The 20,759-nt window shown below is 71.8% G+C and carries 20 protein-coding genes; 12 read left to right on the forward strand and 8 right to left on the reverse strand.

Going from position 1 to position 20,759, the window contains the following annotated elements; translation table 11 throughout:
* Nucleotides 1-72: 72 nt before the first annotated feature.
* Together BJ984_RS05060 and BJ984_RS05065 are read right to left on the reverse strand one after the other, a co-directional pair.
* Nucleotides 73-1,848 (reverse strand): cell wall-binding repeat-containing protein, encoded by a 1,776-nt coding sequence (locus BJ984_RS05060; RefSeq protein WP_179547102.1) that lies wholly within the window; start codon nucleotides 1,846-1,848, stop codon nucleotides 73-75.
* Between the two features lie 71 nt (nucleotides 1,849-1,919).
* Nucleotides 1,920-2,249 (reverse strand): hypothetical protein, encoded by a 330-nt coding sequence (locus tag BJ984_RS05065; RefSeq protein ID WP_179547103.1) that lies wholly within the window; start codon nucleotides 2,247-2,249, stop codon nucleotides 1,920-1,922.
* Nucleotides 2,250-2,349: 100 nt separating this feature from the next.
* On the opposite strand from BJ984_RS05065, the gene lpdA reads away from it, so the two are divergent.
* Both lpdA and BJ984_RS05075 read left to right on the forward strand, forming a co-directional pair.
* Nucleotides 2,350-3,750, forward strand: coding sequence for a dihydrolipoyl dehydrogenase (lpdA, locus tag BJ984_RS05070; RefSeq protein WP_179547104.1), 1,401 nt, complete (start codon nucleotides 2,350-2,352; stop codon nucleotides 3,748-3,750).
* 37 nt (nucleotides 3,751-3,787) lie between these two features.
* Nucleotides 3,788-5,020: an MFS transporter gene (locus BJ984_RS05075; protein ID WP_179547105.1), complete on the forward strand. Its 1,233-nt coding sequence runs from the start codon at nucleotides 3,788-3,790 to the stop codon at nucleotides 5,018-5,020.
* A gap of 69 nt (nucleotides 5,021-5,089) precedes the next feature.
* Here BJ984_RS05075 and BJ984_RS05080 read toward each other — a convergent pair whose 3' ends face one another.
* Genes BJ984_RS05080 through BJ984_RS05090 form a run of 3 tightly spaced genes read right to left on the reverse strand, consistent with a single transcriptional unit; the run spans nucleotide 5,090 to nucleotide 6,670 of the window.
* Nucleotides 5,090-5,446, reverse strand: coding sequence for a hypothetical protein (locus tag BJ984_RS05080; protein WP_179547106.1), 357 nt, complete (start codon nucleotides 5,444-5,446; stop codon nucleotides 5,090-5,092).
* Entirely contained in the window at nucleotides 5,439-6,041 is a 603-nt protein-coding gene (locus BJ984_RS05085; protein WP_179547107.1) for an Asp23/Gls24 family envelope stress response protein, read from the reverse strand. Before BJ984_RS05085 ends, BJ984_RS05080 begins: the two co-directional genes overlap by 8 nt.
* Nucleotides 6,038-6,670, reverse strand: coding sequence for an RNA polymerase sigma factor (locus BJ984_RS05090; RefSeq protein ID WP_309298934.1), 633 nt, complete (start codon nucleotides 6,668-6,670; stop codon nucleotides 6,038-6,040). The genes BJ984_RS05085 and BJ984_RS05090 overlap by 4 nt, the downstream gene beginning before the upstream one ends.
* A gap of 132 nt (nucleotides 6,671-6,802) precedes the next feature.
* On the opposite strand from BJ984_RS05090, the gene BJ984_RS05095 reads away from it, so the two are divergent.
* Entirely contained in the window at nucleotides 6,803-7,792 is a 990-nt protein-coding gene (locus BJ984_RS05095; protein ID WP_179547108.1) for a helix-turn-helix domain-containing protein, read from the forward strand.
* A 63-nt stretch (nucleotides 7,793-7,855) separates the two neighbouring features.
* Here BJ984_RS05095 and BJ984_RS05100 read toward each other — a convergent pair whose 3' ends face one another.
* A complete protein-coding gene (locus BJ984_RS05100; RefSeq protein WP_179547109.1) occupies nucleotides 7,856-8,086 on the reverse strand; it encodes a hypothetical protein in 231 nt (76 codons plus the stop codon).
* Between the two features lie 92 nt (nucleotides 8,087-8,178).
* Between BJ984_RS05100 and BJ984_RS05105 the strand changes: the two genes are divergently transcribed.
* The 8 genes from BJ984_RS05105 (at nucleotide 8,179) to BJ984_RS05140 (ending at nucleotide 16,910) form a co-directional block, all read left to right on the forward strand.
* The gene (locus tag BJ984_RS05105; protein WP_179547110.1) at nucleotides 8,179-9,195 is read left to right on the forward strand and encodes an NAD(P)-dependent oxidoreductase; all 1,017 of its coding nucleotides are present in this window, start codon (nucleotides 8,179-8,181) and stop codon (nucleotides 9,193-9,195) included.
* 106 nt (nucleotides 9,196-9,301) lie between these two features.
* Nucleotides 9,302-9,466, forward strand: coding sequence for a hypothetical protein (locus tag BJ984_RS05110; RefSeq protein WP_179547111.1), 165 nt, complete (start codon nucleotides 9,302-9,304; stop codon nucleotides 9,464-9,466).
* Nucleotides 9,467-9,613: 147 nt separating this feature from the next.
* Complete coding sequence (locus BJ984_RS05115; protein ID WP_179547112.1) at nucleotides 9,614-11,572, forward strand: cell wall-binding repeat-containing protein; 1,959 nt, start codon at nucleotides 9,614-9,616, stop codon at nucleotides 11,570-11,572.
* Between the two features lie 46 nt (nucleotides 11,573-11,618).
* Nucleotides 11,619-12,560, forward strand: a complete 942-nt coding sequence (locus BJ984_RS05120) for a hypothetical protein (RefSeq protein ID WP_179547113.1) — start codon at nucleotides 11,619-11,621, stop codon at nucleotides 12,558-12,560.
* 143 nt (nucleotides 12,561-12,703) lie between these two features.
* Nucleotides 12,704-13,597, forward strand: coding sequence for a carbohydrate ABC transporter permease (locus BJ984_RS05125; protein WP_179547114.1), 894 nt, complete (start codon nucleotides 12,704-12,706; stop codon nucleotides 13,595-13,597).
* On the forward strand, nucleotides 13,594-14,460 hold the full coding sequence (locus BJ984_RS05130; RefSeq protein WP_179547115.1) for a carbohydrate ABC transporter permease: 867 nt from the start codon (nucleotides 13,594-13,596) through the stop codon (nucleotides 14,458-14,460). Before BJ984_RS05125 ends, BJ984_RS05130 begins: the two co-directional genes overlap by 4 nt.
* A 26-nt stretch (nucleotides 14,461-14,486) precedes the next feature.
* Nucleotides 14,487-15,878 carry an ABC transporter substrate-binding protein gene (locus BJ984_RS05135; protein WP_179547116.1) on the forward strand — a complete coding sequence of 464 codons (1,392 nt, stop codon included), beginning with the start codon at nucleotides 14,487-14,489 and terminating at the stop codon, nucleotides 15,876-15,878.
* Nucleotides 15,879-15,935: 57 nt separating this feature from the next.
* Nucleotides 15,936-16,910 carry an aldo/keto reductase gene (locus tag BJ984_RS05140; RefSeq protein ID WP_179547117.1) on the forward strand — a complete coding sequence of 325 codons (975 nt, stop codon included), beginning with the start codon at nucleotides 15,936-15,938 and terminating at the stop codon, nucleotides 16,908-16,910.
* A 7-nt stretch (nucleotides 16,911-16,917) separates the two neighbouring features.
* Here the strand turns inward: BJ984_RS05140 and BJ984_RS05145 are convergent, their stop codons facing one another.
* Nucleotides 16,918-17,940: a LacI family DNA-binding transcriptional regulator gene (locus tag BJ984_RS05145; RefSeq protein ID WP_179547118.1), complete on the reverse strand. Its 1,023-nt coding sequence runs from the start codon at nucleotides 17,938-17,940 to the stop codon at nucleotides 16,918-16,920.
* Between the two features lie 98 nt (nucleotides 17,941-18,038).
* A complete protein-coding gene (locus tag BJ984_RS05150) occupies nucleotides 18,039-19,208 on the reverse strand; it encodes a glycoside hydrolase family 32 protein (RefSeq protein WP_179547119.1) in 1,170 nt (389 codons plus the stop codon).
* Between the two features lie 199 nt (nucleotides 19,209-19,407).
* Between BJ984_RS05150 and BJ984_RS05155 the strand changes: the two genes are divergently transcribed.
* Nucleotides 19,408-20,700, forward strand: coding sequence for an ABC transporter substrate-binding protein (locus BJ984_RS05155; protein ID WP_271206406.1), 1,293 nt, complete (start codon nucleotides 19,408-19,410; stop codon nucleotides 20,698-20,700).
* Nucleotides 20,701-20,759: the final 59 nt, after the last annotated feature.

Raw genomic sequence — 20,759 nt, forward strand, 5'->3', positions numbered from 1 at the left:
CGTCGTCGAGATGACGGGCGGTGTCGCCGGAGTGACCTTCCGGGAGCGACCTGCTCGACACGCCCGGCCGGCTCAGCAGGTCGTGAGCGACGCCACCCCGTCCTCGAGCGACACCGGTCCGCCGAGCAGCGTGACCTTCGTGTTGGAGAAGGATCGGAAGCTCGCCTTCACGTCGGCCGGCACGCAGTTCTGCGGCACGACGAGCAGGGGCGCGCCGAGGGCTCCGGCGTAGGCGGAGCCGGCCAGGGCGTCGGGGAAGTTCACGCCCGTGGCCAGGAAGACCCGGTCGCTCGTGCCGTACGCGTCGTCGTTCACGGCGAGGGCCGTCTCGTAGCGGTCGTCGCCGGCGAGCCGCTTCACCGAGACGCCGGGCAGTGCGTCGAGCGAGGAGGCGACGCCCGCCGAGACGGTGTTCGGCCCGCCCGCGATCGCGACCGTCGAGACCTCGAGGCTCTTCAGCGTCGCCGCGGTGGCCGAGTCGATCGACGAGGCGCCGCCGTTCACGAGGATGACCGGCCGCCCGAGGGCCCCGCCGGCGCCGCTCGCGCTCAGGGCGTCGGGGAAGTTCAGGCCGGTGGCGACGTAGGCTCCGGATGCTCCTCCCGGGAACGCGTAGGCGGCGAGGCCCCGCGACACGGCGAACCGGTCCGCCCCGTCGATGCGCTTCACGGAGTTCGTCAGCTTCGACACCTGCTGCTGCACGGCGCCGGACACGGCGTTCGTGCCGCCGACGATGACGACCTTGGAGGGCTCGAGCCGCACGATCTCGGCCCGCACCTCGTCGGGCAGCGCATCCGGGGTCGTCAGGAGCAGGGGGCCGTGCGCCGCCACCGCCGCGGGGCCGGCCGAGAGGGCGTCGGCGTAGCCGGTGCCGGTGGCGAGGTAGACCGTCTTCGCGCCATCGGGGTAGGCCTTCTTCGAGATCGCGACGGCGCCCTCGAAGCGGTCGTCGCCCTGGATGCGGTCGACGTCGATGTGCGGGAACCCGAACCAGTCGGTGTAGACGAACCAGAAGTTGAGGTTGCCGATGCTCGAGCACCGGTTGCCGTCGCTGCCCGTCACCTTGGCCGCGTCGTTGGGTTGATACGGCGTGTACGAGTAGAGGGCCGCGGTCGCCACCGTTCGGAGGGTGATCGTGGCCGCGCCGCAGCCGGAGTTCGGCGAGTAGTCGATGGACGTCGGGGTGCCCACGGGGAAGCGGGGGTCGGTGCGGTAGTCCTTCAGCTGGCGGGCCGCGTTGTAGACCTGCAGGAAGAAGCCCTTGTAAGCGGGGTCGCAGCTCGAGGTGTCGGGGCATCCGTAGCCGGTGGCCTGGTCGTAGGAGGCGTTGCTCGGGTCGTTGCTCAGCACGACCGAGGACTCCTTCTGGATCAGCGCGAGCAGCGCTTTCTGGCTCACGCCGCAGGCCTTGCCCGAGGCCGCGATCATGGCCGAGGCCTTCGTGTAGCCGGCGGGGACGGCGGTGCAGTCGTTGTTCGCGGGCTGCGCGGGCGAGGCCGAGAAGGAGCGGATGTCGATGCAGTTCGTGCTCGCGCACTGCGGGGTGTTCTTCACCAGGAAGTCCTGCACCTGGTCGGCGCTCATCGCGCCGCCGTCGTACATCTTCTTGTCGGTGATGATGTCGTCGTTGCGGAAGCTCGCCACGCTGCCGGCCGCGAGGTAGGCCTCGAACTCCGGGGACGGGGACGGGGGCGGCGTCTCGGCGGCCGCACTCGGCGTCGGCGTCTCGGCCGCGACGGACGGGGCGGGAGACGGGGACGGCGACGTCTCGGTGGCGGCAGCGGGCGCGGCGGCCGCCGTGAGGAGAGCGGCGACGAGCGACAGCGACCAGAGCATCCGGAATCTCATGGGGGAACGCTAGCCGTCATCGACAGCTGTCGGAAGAGACGCGAGGTGAACTCCCGGTCAGAACGGTGCGGTCAGTACTCGTCGCCCAGGGCCGGCGCCGAGGCATCGGGGTCGGGCTGAGCGCGGGCCGGCCGCAGCCGTGCCGTCTTCTCCTGCATCGACGTGACGGCATCGGGATCGTCGAGGTCGACGTCACGATCCAGCGCCGGAGCCGCGAAGAGCTGGCTCGCCGGGCCGATCAGCAGCCGAACCGTGCCGCGCAGACCCTCGTCGGAGAGGGCCGGCACGACGACCAGATCGGACTTGCCCACATCGGCCAGAGCTTGGGCGTATTCGACGACCGCGTCGCAGATGGCGTCACTCAGCAGAATGAACCCACCCGCGTAGAAGAGCTTCTGCATCTCTCCATACTCCCCCCATCCGGCGAGTTCGCCAGGGGCGACTAGTGTCGATAGCAGGCCGAGAAGCCTCATCCCCACTGTTCTTCCCCGAAGGAGATCCATGTCCTCGCACTACGACGTCGTCGTCCTCGGAGCCGGCCCCGGCGGCTATGTCGCCGCCATCCGTGCCGCCCAGCTGGGCAAGAAGGTGGCCGTGATCGAGTCGCAGTACTGGGGCGGGGTCTGCCTCAACGTCGGCTGCATCCCGTCGAAGGCGCTGCTCCGCAACGCCGAGCTGGCGCACATCTTCCACCACCAGGCCGAGCAGTTCGGCATGTCGGGCCAGGTCGACTTCGACTTCGGCGTCGCCTTCGATCGCAGCCGCTCGGTGGCCGACGGTCGCGTCAAGGGCGTGCACTTCCTGATGAAGAAGAACGGCATCACCGAGATCGACGGCCGCGGCTCGTTCCAGGATGCGCACACGATCGAGGTCATCCTCGGCGCGGGCGGCACCGAGACCGTCACCTTCGACGACGCCATCATCGCGACCGGCAGCACCGTGCGGCTCCTCCCCGGCGTCGAGCTGAGCGACAACGTCGTGACGTACGAGACCCAGATCCTCACCCGCGAGCTGCCCGGTTCGATGGTGATCGTGGGCGCCGGTGCCATCGGCATGGAGTTCGCCTACGTGCTGAAGAACTACGGCGTCGACGTCACCATCGTCGAGTTCCTCGACCGCGCGCTCCCCAACGAGGACGCGGACGTCTCGAAGGAGATCGCCAAGCAGTACAAGAAGCTCGGCGTGAACATCCTGACCTCCACCAAGGTCGAGACCGTCGTCGACGACGGCTCGCAGGTGACGGTGACCTACACGGCGAAGGACGGCTCGCAGGGAACGCTCGTCGCCGACAAGGTGCTGATGTCGATCGGCTTCGCGCCCCGCGTCGAGGGCTTCGGCCTCGAGACGACCGGCGTGCAGCTGACCGAGCGCGGCGCCATCGCGATCGACGACTTCATGCGCACGAACGTCGAGAACATCTACGCCATCGGCGACGTCACCGCGAAGCTGCAGCTCGCCCACGTGGCCGAGGCCCAGGGCGTGGTGGCGGCCGAGACGATCGCCGGCGCCGAGACCCAGTCGCTCGGCGACTACCGCATGATGCCGCGTGCCACCTTCTGCCAGCCGCAGGTCGCCTCGTTCGGCCTCACCGAGCAGCAGGCCCGCGACGAGGGCCACGAGCTGCTCGTGTCGAAGTTCCCGTTCACCGCGAACGGCAAGGCCCACGGCCTCGGCGAGCCGACCGGCTTCGTCAAGCTGATCGCGGATGCCCGGTACGGCGAGCTGCTCGGAGCCCACCTCATCGGCCCCGACGTCTCCGAGCTGCTGCCCGAGCTGACGCTGGCGCAGAAGTGGGATCTCACCGCCACCGAGCTGGCCCGCAACGTGCACACGCACCCCACGCTGAGCGAGGCGCTGCAGGAGGGCTTCCACGGCCTCACCGGCCACATGATCAACATGTGATCCGGTGCGGCATCGCCGGGCGTGGCAGGCTCGTGGGGTGAACCCGCCCGCCGAGTCGCCCGCCTGGCGCGGCTTCGAGCGCGGCGAGCGGGCCTACGCGCGCATCGTCGTGGCCCTCTTCGCGGCCGGTTTCGCCACCTTCGCGCAGATCTTCGACGCGCAGGCGGTGCTGCCCGCCCTCGGCCGTGAGCTGGGCGTGCCGGCGGCCGGTGCCGCGCTGACGGTCTCGGCGACCACCATCGGCCTGGCGATCTCGGTGCTGCCCTGGGCCTCCGTCGCCGACCGCATCGGCCGCATCGCGGCCATGAAGATCTCGCTGGTCTCGGCCACGCTGCTCTCGCTGCTGGTGCCGCTGATGCCCGGTTTCGAGTCGGTGCTCGTGATGCGCGGGCTCGTCGGCCTCGCGCTGGGGGCGGTGCCGGCGATCGCGGTCGCCTACCTCGCCGAGGAGCTGCACGGCTCCTGGGTCGGCGTGGCCGCCGGCACCTACGTGGCGGGCAACACGATCGGCGGCATCGCCGGCCGGCTGGTGGCCGGGCCGCTGTCGGAGGTCGTCGGCTGGCGGTCCGGGCTGCTGGCCGTGTCGGTGCTCGGTGCGGTCGCCGCGGCGACCTTCTTCGTGCTGGTGCCCGCGGCGCGGGGGTTCGTGCGCGTGCGGGAGGTCGCCGTGCCGCTGCGCACGCGCATCCTGTTCCAGCTCAGGGACCCGGTGATGCTCGCGCTGTACGCGGTGGGGTTCCTGCTGATGGGGGCGTTCTCGGCTGTCTACAACTACCTCGGCTTCCATCTGACGGGGGCGCCCTTCCTCGTGCCGGAGACCCTCGTCAGCCTGCTCTTCGTCGCCTACCTCTCGGGCACGGTGGCGAGCCGGGTCTCGGGCGGGCTCGGGCAGCGCATCGGCTACCTGCGCGTGATGCTCGGCGGCATCGCCGTCATGGTGGCCGGGCTGGTGCTGCTGTTCAGCGACTCGCTCGCCGTCGTGATCGTGGGGCTCGTGGTGTTCACGGTCGGCTGCTTCAGCGCGCATCCGGTCGCCAGCGGACTGAGCGGGCGCTGGGCCCAGCTCGGCCGCGGCCAGTCGACGGCGCTCTACCAGCTCGCCTGGCTGAGCGGAACGGCGTTCTTCGGCTGGGCCGTGGGGGTCGTCTACGACGGGGCGGGGTGGTCGGCGACGCTTCTCACGGTGCTCGGGATGTGCGGGGCGGCGGCGCTCGCCGCGGGCGTCGGCATCGGGCTGCTGGGGCGGCGGAGGCCGGTGCCGCCGGCCTGAGCTCGCGCTGCCGTCCCAGGCCTCCCGCTCCTCCGCTCGACTCCGTCGGCGCGCAGCCGGGCCGCGACGTCACGGGGCGGGGGTGGGGGTGGGCGCCTCCGCGTCGACCAGGCGCACGGTGACCGCGATGACGACCGGGGGCGCGAGCGTCGGCTCGTTTTCGATCGCGTGGCGGAGGAGCTCGCCGACGCGGCGGAGGGTGGCCGGCGCCGGGAGCGCGTCGGCGGCGGCGATCTGCGCGCGCACCGTCACGACCCCGAGGGCTCGCTCGACGTCGACGTACGAACCCGGGGGCCGCAGCTCGAGGGTCTCGGCCACCACCTCGGCCGCGGCCTCGAGCGGCGGCTGGGCGGGATAGACCGCGGTCACGCCCTCGGCGGCGCGCACCAGAGCGTTCAGGCGCTGCGAGAGCTCGGCGTCAGACATCGGCGGCACCGCCCCTCGGGTGGACGTCGTCCACCGCCACGTCGACGGCTCCGACCACGAGCTCGGTGTGCCGGGCGAGCTCGGCGCGCACCCGGTGGCGCAGTCGCTCGACGGTCGCGCCGATCGGCAGGCCGTACTCGATCGCGCAGCTGAGGTCGAGGCGGATCACCGCCCCCGGCTCGTCGACGTCGCCGTCCAGCCGGCAGCGGCCCATCACCACCCCGCCGAGGGTGTCGCCCGCGCGCCGCACGATGCCGCGCACGGCCGCCTCGGTCAGGGTGAGTCGCAGCGCGGGGTCCGGATGCGCGACCGGCACGTCCCGTCCCGAGACGATCTCGGCGCGGATGATCTCCAGCAGCCCGGCGATCCACAGCTCGTCGCGGGCGGGCTCGCTCTCGGCCTGCCGGCTCAGCAGCCCGGTCGACAGGCCGGCCAGCCGGCTCAGGTTCGCGAGCGCGAGGCGGCAGCCCGCGGATCCCTCGATCGAGGGGTCGAACGGCGTGCGGCCGCGGTCGAGGTACTCGCCCAGCTCGGCCAGGGTGTGGCCGTCGAGCCCGGGCTCGGGGGCGGAGGCGGCGGAGCGGTCGGGGGTCATCGCCACGCCTCCATCTCCCGCAGCAGGGACTGCCGCGCCCGGGCGAGCAGCCCGCGCACGGTCGACACGGGCAGGCCGAGGGCCTCGGCGATCTCCTGGTAGCGGTAGCCGCCGATCTCACGAAGCAGCCAACACCGCTGCTGCTCCGGCGGCAAGCGGTTCAGCGCCAGCCACATCGCGTCGAACTGCAGTCGCGTCTCGACGATGCGGTCGGGGGAGGAGGCGTCGGGAGCGGGCGGATCCCAGTCGTCGATGTCGTCGTGGCTGCGGCGGACGCGCATCCGGTCGATGGCCTTGGAGCTGACGATGCGCATCAGCCAGGCCCGCACGTGCTCGGGTCTGTCGAGGTCGGCGAGCCGGCGCCAGCCGATCAGGAACGACTCCTGCACCACGTCGTCGGCTTCGCCGTCGCTGCCGAGAAGACGCGAGGCGTAGACGCGCATCAGTGGTCCGTGCCGCCGGGCGAGCTGGGCGAACGCCTGCACGTCGCCGTCGACCGCGCGTGCCGCGAGGAGGGCGTCGTCGGCCGTGAGCAGGGCGTCGTGCTCGATGATGTCCGCCTCTCTCCCGGGTCCAGGGCTCCCCGGTGAGAGTCCCTCGGAGTGCCTATCACCGTCGGCCCGGAACACGACCCGAATATGTCCGTGCAGCGAAAGTCGTGACGAAACGTTCGTTCTCCACGTCTTATCTGTGACCGCGTGTCTGCGACCCCGCAGACGGCTGCCGGGCAGACCCGCCCCGGGGGCCGCGCGGTGCGTGAGATGGAGAGAACGACGAGCAGCTACACAGCAGGCCACGAACCCGGTGGAGCCCTGCGCCGCTTCGAGAGCGCGGGCGCCGACCCGCGTGAGGCGGCGACCACCTATTCCGACGCGTACGGCGGCGGAAGTCTCCGCGTGCGCGCCGCGTCCGGCGACTTCGCCTACCGCTACGCCTACATCGGCGACGAGCGGGTGACCCTCCGCACCTCGGAGTGCTCGGGCGTCCTGAGCGGCGACGTCCTGCACCTGCAGGAGTACGTCGTGGGCTGGTTCCGGCGCGGCGGCGGCACGCTCGACCTGCGCCCCGTCACCCGACGCGGCTCGGACACCTCCGACCCGCTGCTGCTCCCCGCCGAGCGGCGCTTCAGCCTGGAGTTCGAGCCGCACCGGCAGAACCTCATCCACTTCGCGCCCGAGTTCCTCGAGAAGGTCGCGACCGAGCAGCACGCCGGCCCGCTGCAGCCGATCTCGTTCGACTACGCCGCTCCCGCCGACCCCTCGATGCTCGACCGGTGGCGCACCGCCGTCGGTGAGGCGACGCAGGCGATCGCCCGGGTGGGCGCCGGCCCGCTGGTGCGACTCGCGGCCGAGCTCGACCTCGCGCGCGTGCTGCTGCGCCTGTTCCCGTGGCGGGCGTGGGACGTGCCGGAGAGCATCCGCACCCCCGCCGCCTGGCGCACCCGGGTCGCCCTGGACTACCTGCACCACCACGCGCACGACCCGATCGCACCGGCCGACGCGGCCGAGGCGGCGGGGATCCACACCCGCACCCTGCAGCAGGCCACGCGCCGGCACTTCGGCATGTCGCCGTCGACGTACCTCAGGAACATCCGGCTCGACCGGGTGCACCGTGAGCTGACCGAACGCGATCCGGGTTCGGCGACCGTGGCCGAGATCGGGCGCGACTGGGGCTTCGGCAACCTCGGGCGCTTCGCGGCGTCGTACTCGGCGCGGTTCGGGGAGCGGCCGAAGGACACGCTGCGGCGGTAGGCGAGCATCCGCTCGGGCTCGGCTGGTCTGCGCGGCCTCGGCGTCGCTCGCGCATCCGCTCGGCTACAGCTCGCGGCGCTCCTTGAGGCGCAGCCGCCGCGCCTGGAACGCCGAGAGGCCGCCGAGCAGCAGCAGGCCGATCGCCAGTGCCACCGCGACCTGCCAGAACTCGTTGCGGGTGAGCAGGTTGGCGAAGAGCACGATCAGGCAGCCGCCGTTCAGGCCGAGGGCGAGGTAGGACCACTGGGCCGAGGTCCAGCGCGGGCGGTCGGCGGGCGGGACGGGGCTCGGCATGCGTCCATTCAAGCAGAGCGGATGCGCGGGGCCCCGTGTGGGGGCGGTGGCGTGGTGGCGCGGGGGCTGCGCGGCGGCTCTAGAGTGGCCCCGTGAGCGAGAGGGCGGCCGGCGGGCGGATCGCGGTGCTGGGGCTGGGGCGGATGGGGCTGCCGGTGGCGGGGCGGCTGGCGTCGCGGATGCCTCCGGGTGCGGTGACCGGGTTCGACCCCGTGGCGAAGCGGCGGGCCGCGGCCTCGGCCGCCGGCCTGGACGTGGCCGCGTCGGCCGAGGCGGCGGTGCGCGGAGCCGATGTGCTGGTGCTCGTGCTGCCCGGGTCGGCCGAGGTGGAGGAGTTCGTCGCGGGGGCGGACGGCGCGAGCATCCTGAACCTGCTCGAGGCCGGCGCCACCGTGCTCGACCTGACCAGCACCGACCCGAGGGTGGCCGAACGCGCCGCCCACGCGATGGCGACCGGCCGCCCGGGGCGGGCGGGCTCGGACGGCCGGGCGGGCGACATGGGCCGCCCGGGGCGGGTCGGCTGGGTGGGTGCGCCGATGGGCGGAGGCGTGGCCGGGGCCGGGAGCGGCGGGCTGACGCTCTACGTGGGCGGTGCCGCGGGCGACGTCGAGCGGGTGAGGCCGCTGCTCGACGCTCTCGCCGATCCGGCCGGGGGCGGGCGGGTCGAGCTAGCCGGCGCGGGGCCGGGTGACGGATGCACGGCGAAACTCCTGGTGAACGCCCTCTGGTTCGGCCAGGTCGCCGCGGCGGCGGAGGTGCTGCAGATCGGGCGCGAGCGCGGTCTCGACCCGTCGCGACTCGTCGGGCTGCTGGCGCGGAGCGCGGCCGGCGGCGCGGTGCTCGAGGGCTACGGGCAGGCGATCGTCGACGACGAACCGCTGGCGGTGTTCGGCCTCGACCGGGTCGTCGAGGAGCTCGAGATCGTGCGGGGGCTCGCCGCCGACGCCGGCACCGACGCCCGGCTCGCGGATCTCGTCGCCCGCCTGCACCGGGAGGCGCTCGCCGAGTTCGGGCCCGTCGACGGGGAACTCCTGGTGGCACGGCTGATCGCGCGACGGTCCGGCAGATCCGGATCGCCGTCGCCCGATCGGGCGACCCGGGGGGATTGACAGCGGCCGCGATCTGAGCGGCTGGCGTTCCCGGCCGGGTGTGCTGCACAATCGCCTGGTCGGAGAACCCGCCCGACGCCCGATCGATTCTGGAGACGCATCCCCGATGGTCACTCTCGGACTCACCAGCCCCACCGCGGCATCCTCGTCCGCCGCACCCGCTTCCCTGGGCACGGCCCGGTGCGAGCACTGCGGCGACGTCGTCGAGCACGGCGGTTCGTTCTGCTCGGACGATCACGCGGCCGCCTGGCTGGAGACGCCGTTCAGCTGAGGCCGCCCCTGACGTCCCGCTCGCGACCGGTGCTTGGCGGGCTGCGCCCTCCTGGGCCACACTGATCCCGATGGCGTCGTCGACGTCATCGGGGGATCGAGGGGGAACAGGATGACCGGTCGCGCGTTCCGGCGGACAGCAACCATCATGAGCGGGCTGGCCGTGTCGGCCGCGCTGGCGCTCGCCGCACCACTGGGGGCCGCCGCGGCTGCGCCCGCCGCGCTCCCTGCGCCCGCCGTCGGATCGTCGGTCGCCGACGCCCCGACCCCGACGGTCGACCGGTTCGGCGGCGCCGACCGCACGGCCACCGCCGTCGCGATCTCGAAGCAGGCCTACCCGGGCACCGCCCCCGTCGTCTACGTCGTCACCGGCACCGGGTACGCGGATGCGCTCTCCGCCGGTCCCGCCGCGGCCGTGCAGGGCGGCCCGCTGCTGCTCACTGCGGGAGCCACCCTCCCGCAGTCCGTCGCCGACGAGATCACCCGGCTCCACCCGGAGCGCATCGTCGTGGTCGGTGGCCCCGCCGCGGTCGGCCGCGCGGTCATCTCCGCCCTCACCCCGCTGGCGGCCGAGGTCGAGCGCGTCGCCGGGGACACCCGCTTCGCGACCTCCCGCGCGGTCGCCGACTACGCCTTCGGCGAGGGTGCCGCCGAGGCCTACGTCGCCACCGGCCGAGACTTCCCCGACGCGCTCACCGCGGGTGCCGCCGCCGGCTTCCACGACGCCCCGGTGCTGCTGGTCGACGGCCTGGCGTCGGTGCTCGATGCCCCGACCCGCGATCTCGTGACGCGACTCGGTGTCGACGGCTTCGTCGTGGCAGGCGGGCCCGCATCCGTCACCCCGGCCCTCGAGGAGGACCTCGAGGCCATCGCGCCCACCACCCGCCTCGGCGGCGCCGACCGCTTCGAGACCTCGACCGCCGTGAACCTCGACGGCTTCGCCGCCGCGGAGCGCGCGTTCCTCGTGACGGGCACCGACTTCCCGGATGCGCTGGCCGGCTCGGCTGTCGCGGGCAGCGTCGGCGCGCCGCTCTATGCGGTGCGGCCCGACTGCGTGCCCGAGTCGACCCTCGCCGCCCTGCGGCAGCAGGGAGTCACCCGGGTGACCCTGCTCGGTGGCCCGAACGCCCTCGGTGTCGGCGTCGAGGCGCTCGCCGGCTGCGGCGCGGAGCCCCAACAGGCGCCCGTGCGCGTGCCGGTCGCGTGCGACGCAGTGTTGCCGGAGGGCACGGCCGAGGCGCTCGGGGGGTCTGCGCTCGACCCGGTCGCCCTCGCCGGGAACCACCCGCTCGACTTCGCCGACGCCCGGGCCGGCGCGCTCACGTGCAGCTTCAGCGGCCCCGACGTGCCGGCGGGGAGCTACCGTGCCGGCGCGTACCTGACCATCGTTCCCGACGTCACCGACGAGGACTACGAGTGGACGGCGAACGGCGAGACCTTCGGCGGCAGCCCGGCCATCCCGGGCGGCGGCCCCGAGTCGAAGGAGTTCTGCACGGTCGGCGGCACCTTCCCGATCTGCGGTCTGGTCGACCATGTCGCCGGCTACGGCGTGCGCCTCTCGGTGTCGCCCGCCTCGGGCGCGATCACACCCGAGCTGGTCGCGGCCGCCCGCAGCGCGTTCGCGAGGGCGACCGCCGCGGTGGCCGCGGGCGGGGAGCCGGGCCCGCTCTGGCACCCGGCGGGCGCCGACCTCGCGGGTGCGTCGAGCTGTGACGAGCTGATCCCCCTCGACCGGCTGGCGGGCATCGTCGGCGATGCGACGGTGAACGTCTACCGCAGCTACGAGGGCGAGTACGCGCTGGCGAGCTTCCGCAGCAACCGGCAGGTGGGCGGCTTCGGCTGCGGCTGGGCCGGGGACGTGGCGCCGATCCTCTCGGCCGCGGTGCTGCCGGGCGGCGCCGGCTACTTCCCCGAGTCGACGCCGGTCGGCGGAGGCACCTGGGCGCCGGCCACCGGCTACCCGGGCGAGGCCTACGTCTCCTCCTCGGGCGACCAGGTCGCGGTACTGCTCGACAACGCGTGGTTCTCCCTCCGCGTCACGCCGGGGCAGGAGGCGCTGCTGCCGCAGTTCGCGGCGGCGGTCGTCGACACGGTGACGGCCGACTGACCGGGGTGCGGGGCCGACGCCGACGGCGGGAGCCTAGACTCCCGCCATGACGACCGTCGACGACCTGGCCGAGTACGACGCCTTCGGCCCCTGGATCGACGAGGTGCGCAGCCCGTCGGAGGTGCCACGGCTCTTCCGCGCGCATCCGCTCGACCTCGGGGCCGCGTCGCTCGTGCTCAAGGTGCCGCGCAACATCGTGCGCCGCGACGCGAACCCCGCGATGCACCTCTACGACGCCCTGCTGGCGCTCGACCCCGAGGGCCTCGTCGTGCTCACCCGCACCGACGACGCCTTCTCCGCCCGCCGTGTGCCCCTCGCCTCGATCGTCGCCCTGCAGAACGATTCCCTGCTGCTCGACGCCCGCTTCACCGTGCACACCACCGACGGCGACCCCCTCGTCGTGCCCTACAACGGCTCGGCCCGCGAGAGCATCGACCGCCTGATCACGCGGATGCGTGGCCTGCTGACCCCCGCGGCATCACGCCCGCCCGCCCAAGCGCCCGGGGGCTCGCCCACCCCGACGCCGGCGGCCCCGCCTGCCCCGCCGGCGGGCACGCCCGCCGCTACCGGTGTCCGCCTCCCCGACCACCCGCGTGACGCCGGGCTCGTGGCGGCCTACGCCGACTTCGCGGCGGGGGAGCCCGAGATCACCCTGCTCGCGGCCCACCCCACGCTCCGCCTCCGCCCCGCCGGCGGCGCGCTCACCCGAGCCCTGCACGCCGTGCGCCCCATGACGCTGCACGGCGCCGTCGTCGCCGCGACCCCCGGCGAGCTGCACGTGCTCCACCGCCGTGAGTGGCTCGCGCGCGGCAGCCAGGCCGACATCTCCGACGCCCACACGCTGGTCGTGCGGCGACCGGATGCGCGGCCGGCCTCGCACGCGCATCCGCTCTACCCCGACGCCGTCGTGGTTACCCTCCCCACGGGCGGAGCCCCCCTCGAGCTCGTGCTCGACGCGGACACGGCGGCGGCCCTGCTCGCTCACTGACGCCCGGGGAGCAGCGGCGGGCGGCTCCGCACCGGCGAGCATCCGCGGCTGAGGCCGGCCTGTTGACATCTCCCGGCGGCTCTCTTATGCTCGGCCTATCTGGTAGCGCTACCAGAATGGAATGACTCGACGAGGAGACCCCGATGCACCGAGAGAAGCGCAGGCGCGCCAAGCTCACCGGCTGGTGGTTCTTCGGCCCCTTCGCGCTCGTCTTCATCGCCACGGTGATCGTGCCGCTGGCGTACGCGCTCGGGCTCAGCGGGTTCCAGGACAAGTTCATCGGCGGCCTGCAGTTCACCGGTCTCGGCAACTACGTGAAGGTGCTCACCGACCCGGCGCTGGTCGCCGGTCTGGGGCGGGTGATCCTGTTCATGGCGATCCAGGTGCCGATCATCCTGCTGCTGGCGCTGCTCACCTCGATCGCGATCGACAGCGGCAAGCTGCACTTCAGCGGCCTGTTCCGGATCGGGATCTTCATCCCGTACGCCATCCCGACCGTGGTCGCGGCCCTCATGTGGGGCTATCTCTACGGCGACCAGTTCGGGCTCGTCGGTCAGTTCTTCACGGGCCTCGGCCTTCCGGCACCCGACCTCCTCTCGAAGGACCTGGCGATCCCGTCGATGGCGAACATCTCGATCTGGCAGTTCACCGGGTACAACATGCTGATCTTCTACGCGGGGCTGCAGAGCATCCCGCGCGAGCTCTACGAGGCGGCGGCGATCGACGGGGCCGGCGAGTTCCGCAAGGCCTGGAGCATCAAGCTGCCGGCGCTGATGCCGTCGGTGCTGCTCGCCCTGTTCTTCTCGGTGATCGGGGGCATCCAGCTCTTCACCGAGCCGAGCATCCTGCAAGTGCTGGCGCCGACCACGATCAGCAACGACTACACGCCGGCCCTCTACATGTACAACCTCGCCGTGAAGAGCGGCCAGTTCGAGTACGCCGCGGCGGTGGCCGTGTTCATGGGGCTGGTCACCATCGCCGGCGTCCTCATCGTGCAGATCGTTCTGGCACGCCGAAGCAGGAAGGCCCTCGCATGAAGACCGCCACGACGAAGAAGTCCTTCCTCCTGACGGCCGTGATGACCGTCGCCCTGGTGTACTACCTCCTGCCCCTCGTCTGGCTCGTGATCAACTCGACGAAGAGTCAGGGCGACCTGTTCAGCACGCCCGGCCTGGCCTTCGGCAACTCGTTCGACCTGTTCGCGAACATCGACCGGCTGTTCGCCTACGAGGGCGGCATCTACGGGAGCTGGCTCGCCAACACCCTGTTGTACGCGGCGGCGGGGGCCCTCGGCTCGGCCATCCTGTGCTCGCTCGGCGGCTACGCGCTCGCCCACTTCGCCTTCCCGGGCAAGAAGGCGGCGTTCGCCATCATCGTCGGCGCCGTGATGGTGCCGGGGTCGGTGCTGGCGTTGCCGATCTTCTTGCTGTGCAGCCAGGTCGGCATCACGAACACGGCGCTGGCGGTCATCCTGCCCTCGCTCGCGAACCCGTTCGCGCTCTACCTGATGGCCATCTTCGCGGCGCAGTCGGTGCCGCCCGAGCTGCTCGAGGCAGCGCGGATGGACGGGGCGGGCGAGCTGCGCATATTCTTCTCGATCGCGCTGCGGCTGATCGCGCCGGGGCTGGTGACTGTGACGCTGTTCCAGATCACGGCGGCGTGGAACAACTACTTCCTCCCGCTGATCGTGCTGAACGACTCCGGCCTGTTCCCGCTCGGTGTCGGGCTGGCGCAGCTCAACGCTCGGGCCACCCAGAACGACAGCGCGCTGAATGCCGCTGGCCTGTACCCGACGGTGCTGGTCGGGTCGCTGATCGCCATCATCCCGCTCGTCCTCGCTTTCCTCCTCCTCCAGAGGTTCTGGCGCTCCGGCCTGGCCGCCGGCGCCGTGAAGCTCTGACCCACCCCCGAAGAAAGGCAACAATGATGTCCGTCCTTCCTGCCCGCACCGGCCGCACAGGCCGCACAGGCCCTGCCGGCCGCACCCGGCGCACCGGCCGTGTCGTCGGTGCCGTCGCCGCCGCCCTGATGGTCCTTCCCCTCGCGGCCTGCGCCGCCGGCGGTTCGGATGCCGCGTCCGGCACCAGTGACGAAGACCGCTTCGGCTCGCCCGACAACCCGATCACCCTCACGATGTGGTCGTGGGGCGGCGGAGACACCGCCGCCACGGAGAAGGCCTACGAGAAGCTGCACCCCGACGTCGACGTGCAGATCACCCAGTTCGGCGGCAGCGGCGACGTCTACACGAAGCTCGGTGTCGTGCTGAAGGCCGGAGACGGAGCGCCCGACATCACCGCGGTGGAGCTGATGAACATGCCGAGCTTCGCGGCCCAGGGCTACCTGGTCGACCTCGCCGACTACGGGGCCTCAGCCGATTCGTACAACCCCTCGGCCGCGGCCGCCGCATCGTTCGACGGCTCGCTCTACGCGATCCCCACCGACACCGGCCCGCTCGTCATGTACTACAACCAGGCGCTGTTCGATCAGCTCGGCATCGCCGCTCCGACCACCTGGGACGAGTACCGGCAGGCGGCCGAGACGCTGAAGGCCTCCGGCCACTTCATCGCCGACATCGACCCGGGCGACGCGAGCCTGTCACTCGGTCTGCTCCAGCAGGCCGGGGCCACCCCGTTCTCGCTCGAGGGCGACGACGCCGTCACGATCGACTTCACCGGGAAGGAGGCGAGCGCGGTGCAGGACTACTGGAGCTCGATGATCACCGACGGCCTGATCGACACCGAACCGGCGTGGTCGCAGGAATGGTTCAACCACTTCGCCGACGGAACCTACGCGACCTGGCTCACCGGAGCCTGGGGCGGATCGGTGCTGTCCGGGTCGATCCCGCAGGCGAACGGTCAGTGGCGGGTCGCCCCGCTGCCGAACTGGTCGGCCGATTCCGTCAGCGACGGCGTCTGGGGCGGCTCGGGAAGTGCGGTCACCACGCAGAGCAAGCACCCGGCGGCGGCAGCGGCCTTCGCCGAGTGGTTCTCCCGCGACCAGTACCTCGACCAGCTCGACAACGCCGCCAACATGCCCTTCCCGGCCAACCAGGAAGTGCTCGACGACCCCCGGTACGTCGACGCGTCGAGTGAGTTCCTCGGGGGCCAGAAGCCGGGTCAGCTGTACATCGATGCGGCCGCGACGGTCAACACCGACTTCCAGTTCCTTCCCTTCCAGCTCTACGCCAACAGCGTGTTCAAGGACACCGTCGGACAGGCGATCGTCGGCGACGGCGACCTGAGCGCCGGGTTCCAGGACTGGCAGAAGAAGATCGCCGCCTACGGCACCGACCAGGGCTTCACGGTCACCTCCAAGTAGCAGCACCCGCCGGCCCCGCAGTGCGCTGCGGGGCCGGCCCTACGAGAAACGGCACCCATGCGATACACGACCGTCGGCCGCAGTCGACTCGAAGTCTCCCAGCTCTGCCTGGGCACCATGAACATCGGCAGGTTCGCCGACCGCGAGCAGTCCTTCGCACTGCTGGATGCGGCCGTCGACGTGGGCATCAACTTCGTCGACACCGCCAACAGCTACGGAGTGCAGGGCGAGCGGGGCCTCACCGAGACGATCATCGGGGAATGGTTCGCCTCCTCGGGGCGCCGTGACCGGATCGTTCTTGCGACCAAGCTCTACGAGGACCAGGGTGACTGGCCGAATTCCGGCGGGCTGTCGGCGCTCAACATCCGCCGCGCCTGCGAGGCGTCGCTGAAGCGTCTCGGCACCGATCACATCGACGTGCTCCAGATGCACCACGTCGATCGCCGGGCCCCTTGGGAGGAGATCTGGGAGGCGTTCTCGGTGCTCCGCGACCAGGGCAAGATCCTCTACGTCGGATCGTCGAACTTCGCCGCCTGGCAGCTCATGGCTGCACAGCACGCCGCTCATGAGCTGGGATCGTTCAGGCTGCTCTCCGAGCAGTCGGTCTACAACCTGACCCAGCGCAGCATCGAGCTCGAGGTGGTGCCCGCCCTCGAGCACCTCGGGGCCGGGCTCCTGGCCTGGAGCCCGCTCGCCGGTGGTCTTCTGGGCGCTGCGCCGTCGGAGACGACCGTGGGGGAGGGGCGCCGGTCGGACCCGTCCTTCCGGGAGCGCCAAGCGCAGCAGTCCGAAGCGCTGGAGAGCGCTGCGGCTGCGGCTGCCGGCTTCGGCCTCACTCTGGCGCAGGCGGCGATCGGGTGGTTGCTGGCGCAGCCGGTGCTCACCGCCGCGATCGTCGGGCCGCGCACCGCCGATCAGCTCTCGCAGCTCGCGACCAGCCTCGACGGCCACGACGACCGTGGGGCTCTGTGGGCTGAGTTGGACGCGCTCTTCTCCGGGCCGGGAGCCGCCCCGGAGGCCTACGCCTGGTAGGAGACGGTCAGCCCGACGACCGGACGATCAGGGTTGAATCCACGACGGTGCGCGAGCCCGGCCGACCCGGCTCGCGCACCCTCTCCCAGACGAGCTCGGCCATTCGCGCCCCGATGTCGAAGAACGGCACCCGGGTGGTCGTGAGGGGCGGCACCGTCGTCTCGGCCAGCGACGAGTCGTCGAAGCCGATGACCTTCACGTCCTCGGGGACTTTCCGCCCCTGCTCCTGCAGCGTGGTGATGGCTCCGACCGCCATCGCATCGCCGCAGACGACCAGTCCGTCGACGCGACCGGCCCCCAGAAGCTCACCGGCCGCCGTGCTCCCGGCCCGAACCGAGTAGTCGCCGCGGGCCACGGTGCGAGGATGCGCCGCCGGCAGCTCGCGGTCGTAGGCCGCGTACTGCAGCTGCGAGCGAGGGTCGTCGAGTGGCCCGGCGATGAGGCCGATGGCGGTGCAGCCTTCGTCGAGCAGCCGCTGCACCGATCTGGCCACGGCCGATTCGATGTCGACGTCGACGACGTCGAGGCCCGGGCGCTCGTCGAGCGACCCGGTCGCCGCCAAGGGGACGTTCGCGTCGAGCAGCTTCTCCATCACGTCGGGGATGATCTGCGGCGACAGGATGATCGCCCCGTCGACGTGCCGAGCGAGGACGTGGTCGCGCGCGCGGTCGGCCTGCTCGGAACCGCCGGCGATCAGCACGACCAGCTGAGATCCCAGCTCGGTCAGGCGGGAGCTCGCCCCCGCGATCATCGGGGCGATGTTCGGGTCGTTGAAGAACCGCTCACCGGCCATCGGAGCGATCAGGGCCACGCTGTCGGTGCGATTGGTCGCCAGGCTCCTGGCGCCCTGGTGCGGTACGAAGCCGAGTTCGGCCGCGGCCGCGCGCACCTTCTCCGTCGCGGCCGCGCTGACGTAGCGCTCACCGTTCATGGCCCGCGACGCCGTCATCATCGACACCCCGGCCAGTGCTGCGACATCCGTCAGCGTGGGCCGCTTCGGCCCCGGCTGATCGCCCTTCCTGCTGCGCACCCCTGCACCTCTTCCGCTAGCGCTACCAGCAACAGTATCGGGCAGCAACATCCGGTCGCCGAATACGGTCAAGGAGGAAGTGGGTACGACCGGAACGTCTAGCGCACCGCGAACGGCGACGCCGCCCCCACCCCGAACAGCGCCACCCCCGTGAACACCTCGACGGTCTCGCCGTCGACCAACACCTCCACCGCGCCGTCGCCGGCCGGCACCACCGTCTCCGCGCCCTGCCAGGTGCAGACCACCGAGTCGAGCTCGCGCCGGATGGTGAGCGTCCCGTCGGCGCTCGACGCCGTCCACTCCTCGCCGACGGCGATCGCGGTGCGCGCCGAGGCCGAGGCCTCCGCGACCGCGGGGTGCGGCGACGCGACGAGGGTGTCGCCCTCGAGCCGCAGCACGTGCGGCACGCTGAGCGCGCTGCTGCGGCCGACGTCGGGGTCGCTCGCGCCGCGCATCCACGAGATCAGGCAGGGCCGGCCGTCGCGGTCGCGGAAGAACGAGGGTGCGTAGTAGCTGTCACCGTACGTCAGGCGTCCCCAGCTGCTCGCGGTGAAGCGGCCGTCGGCGAACGCGCCCACGGCGTAGGCGACGTAGTGCAGTTCGTCGTCCTGCCAGACCGAGGTGACCATCACGTCCCGGCCGTCGATGCTGAAGATCTGCGGGCACTCCCACAGTGCGCCCGTCCACACCGGGTCGGTCTCGGTCGTGCTGCGCGATGCCGCCAGGCCGTCGAACGACCAGGAACCGAGGTCGTCGGAGACGAACGAGCTCGCCGCGGCGTCTCCGCCCACGATGGCGGTGCCCACGAGCATCCGCCACCTCTCACCGTCGCGCATCACGAAGGGGTCGCGGAAGGCCACGAGATCGAGCGGCGGCGCCTCGGCGACCACCTCTCCCTTGGTCCAGACGAGCCAGTCGTCGTCGGCCGGGGTCGCGGTGCGGATACGGCCCACCCCGAACTCGGGCGTCGAGACCGCGGTGTAGAAGATCGTGGCGCGGCCCTCGTCGTCGACCGCGAGGGAGCCCGACCAGATGCCGTCGTCGCCGTCACCCGGTTCGAGGGCGACCGGATGCTCGGTCCACGAGATCAGGTCGGGGGAGCTCGCGTGACCCCAGCGGCACTCGGGAGCCCACGTCGTGCGGTCGGGCACGTACTGGAAGAACAGGTGGTAGCGGCCGTTGTGCCAGGTGAGCGCGAGCGGGTCGTTCATCCAGCCGGAACCGGGCGTGAAGTGCCAGCGGGGGCGGGCGCGCGTCGCGTGCGTCATGAGGGCGGCTCCTTCTGCTGCCGCCGTCGATGGCGGGCCTGCTGGACAAGTATGGACTTGACAAGACGATTTGGCAAAACGTATTGTCAGTGCTGTCGCCCCGGCGATGCGCGCCGGCACCCACGGCACGTACCCTCGCAATCACGCAACGTCGCACAGAATTGGAGTCGAAGTGATGATGCTTCGCACACACCGACCGGTGTCCCGCCGGGTCCTGGCCGGAGCCGCCGGCGCCCTCGCCCTCGCCACCGCCGTCGTCCTGTCGGGCTGCGGTGCCGGAGGAGGAGCCCCCGCAGCGGGCGACGACTCGATCACCGTGCTCGTCGAGGCCGGTGGCCACGGCGAGCTGCAGCCCATCGCCGACCAGTTCGAGAAGGACACCGGCACGTCGGTCACCTTCGTCGAGCTGCCCTACGACGGCCTCTACAACCGCCTGAACAGCGAGTTCAGCTCGGGGTCGCTCTCGTTCGACGTCGCCGCCCTCGACTCGATCTGGCTGCCGACCTTCGCCGAGGCGCTGACGCCGCTGGATGACATGATGACCGACGAGGTGCAGTCCGACCTCTTCCCGGCGCTCGTCACCGAGGCGCAGGTCGACGACTCCTTCGTCGGGATGCCCGCCTGGACCAACTCCGAGATCCTCTACTACCGCACCGACCTCTTCGAGGACCCGGCCCAGCAGCAGAAGTTCAAGGCCGAGTACGGCTACGACCTGGTCCCACCCACCACCTGGGAGCAGTACGCCGACGTCGCGAAGTTCTTCACGCAGGACACCGACAGCGACGGTCAGGTCGACGTCTACGGCACCGACGTGAAGGGCGCGGTCGAGACCGAGTGGCTCGCCACCCTCTCGCAGACCGGCGAGAAGGACATGGTCGTGGGTGACGACGGCACCGTCTCGCTCGGCGACGCGGACAGCCTCGCCGCGCTCGACTTCTACACCAGCCTCCTGCCGTACGCCCCGTCGGGTGCCGCGCAGCTGGACTGGGCCGGATCGCAGAATCTCTTCAACCAAGGCCAGCTCGCGATGATGCGCTTCTGGGCGCACGCCTACAAGCAGATCCCCGCCGACTCGGCGGTCACCGGCAAGGTCGGCGTGACCACGATGGTGGGCGGCCCCGGCGGGGTCGCCGGCGTGCCCGGAGCCTGGTACCTCTCGGTGCCGGCCGGCACGAGCAAGCAGGAGAAGGCGCTCGAGTTCGTGCAGTACGCCTACGACCACAACGAGCTGTCCGTCGACACCGACCTCGGCCTCGCCTCGCGCATCTCGGTGCTCGAGAAGTACCAGGACGAGCCCGGCTACGAGAACTACAAGCCGCTGGTCGACACCCTGAACGCCACCGCGACGATCCCGCGGCCGGCGAACCCGAACTGGCAGGAGATCGTCGACTCGGCGCTCATCCCGATGATCCAGAAAGCCGTCGTGCCGGGCGCCGACAACCAGCAGCTCCTCGACGACGCCAAGGCGCAGGTGGAGTCCATCACCGAGTGACGCGGGCTGCGGCGCCCCGACCCGACCGGGGCGCCGCAGCGCTCTCCCGCCATCCGTCC

Origin of the sequence: Herbiconiux flava (genome assembly GCF_013409865.1) — a bacterium.
In the GTDB taxonomy this organism is placed as follows: domain Bacteria; phylum Actinomycetota; class Actinomycetes; order Actinomycetales; family Microbacteriaceae; genus Herbiconiux; species Herbiconiux flava.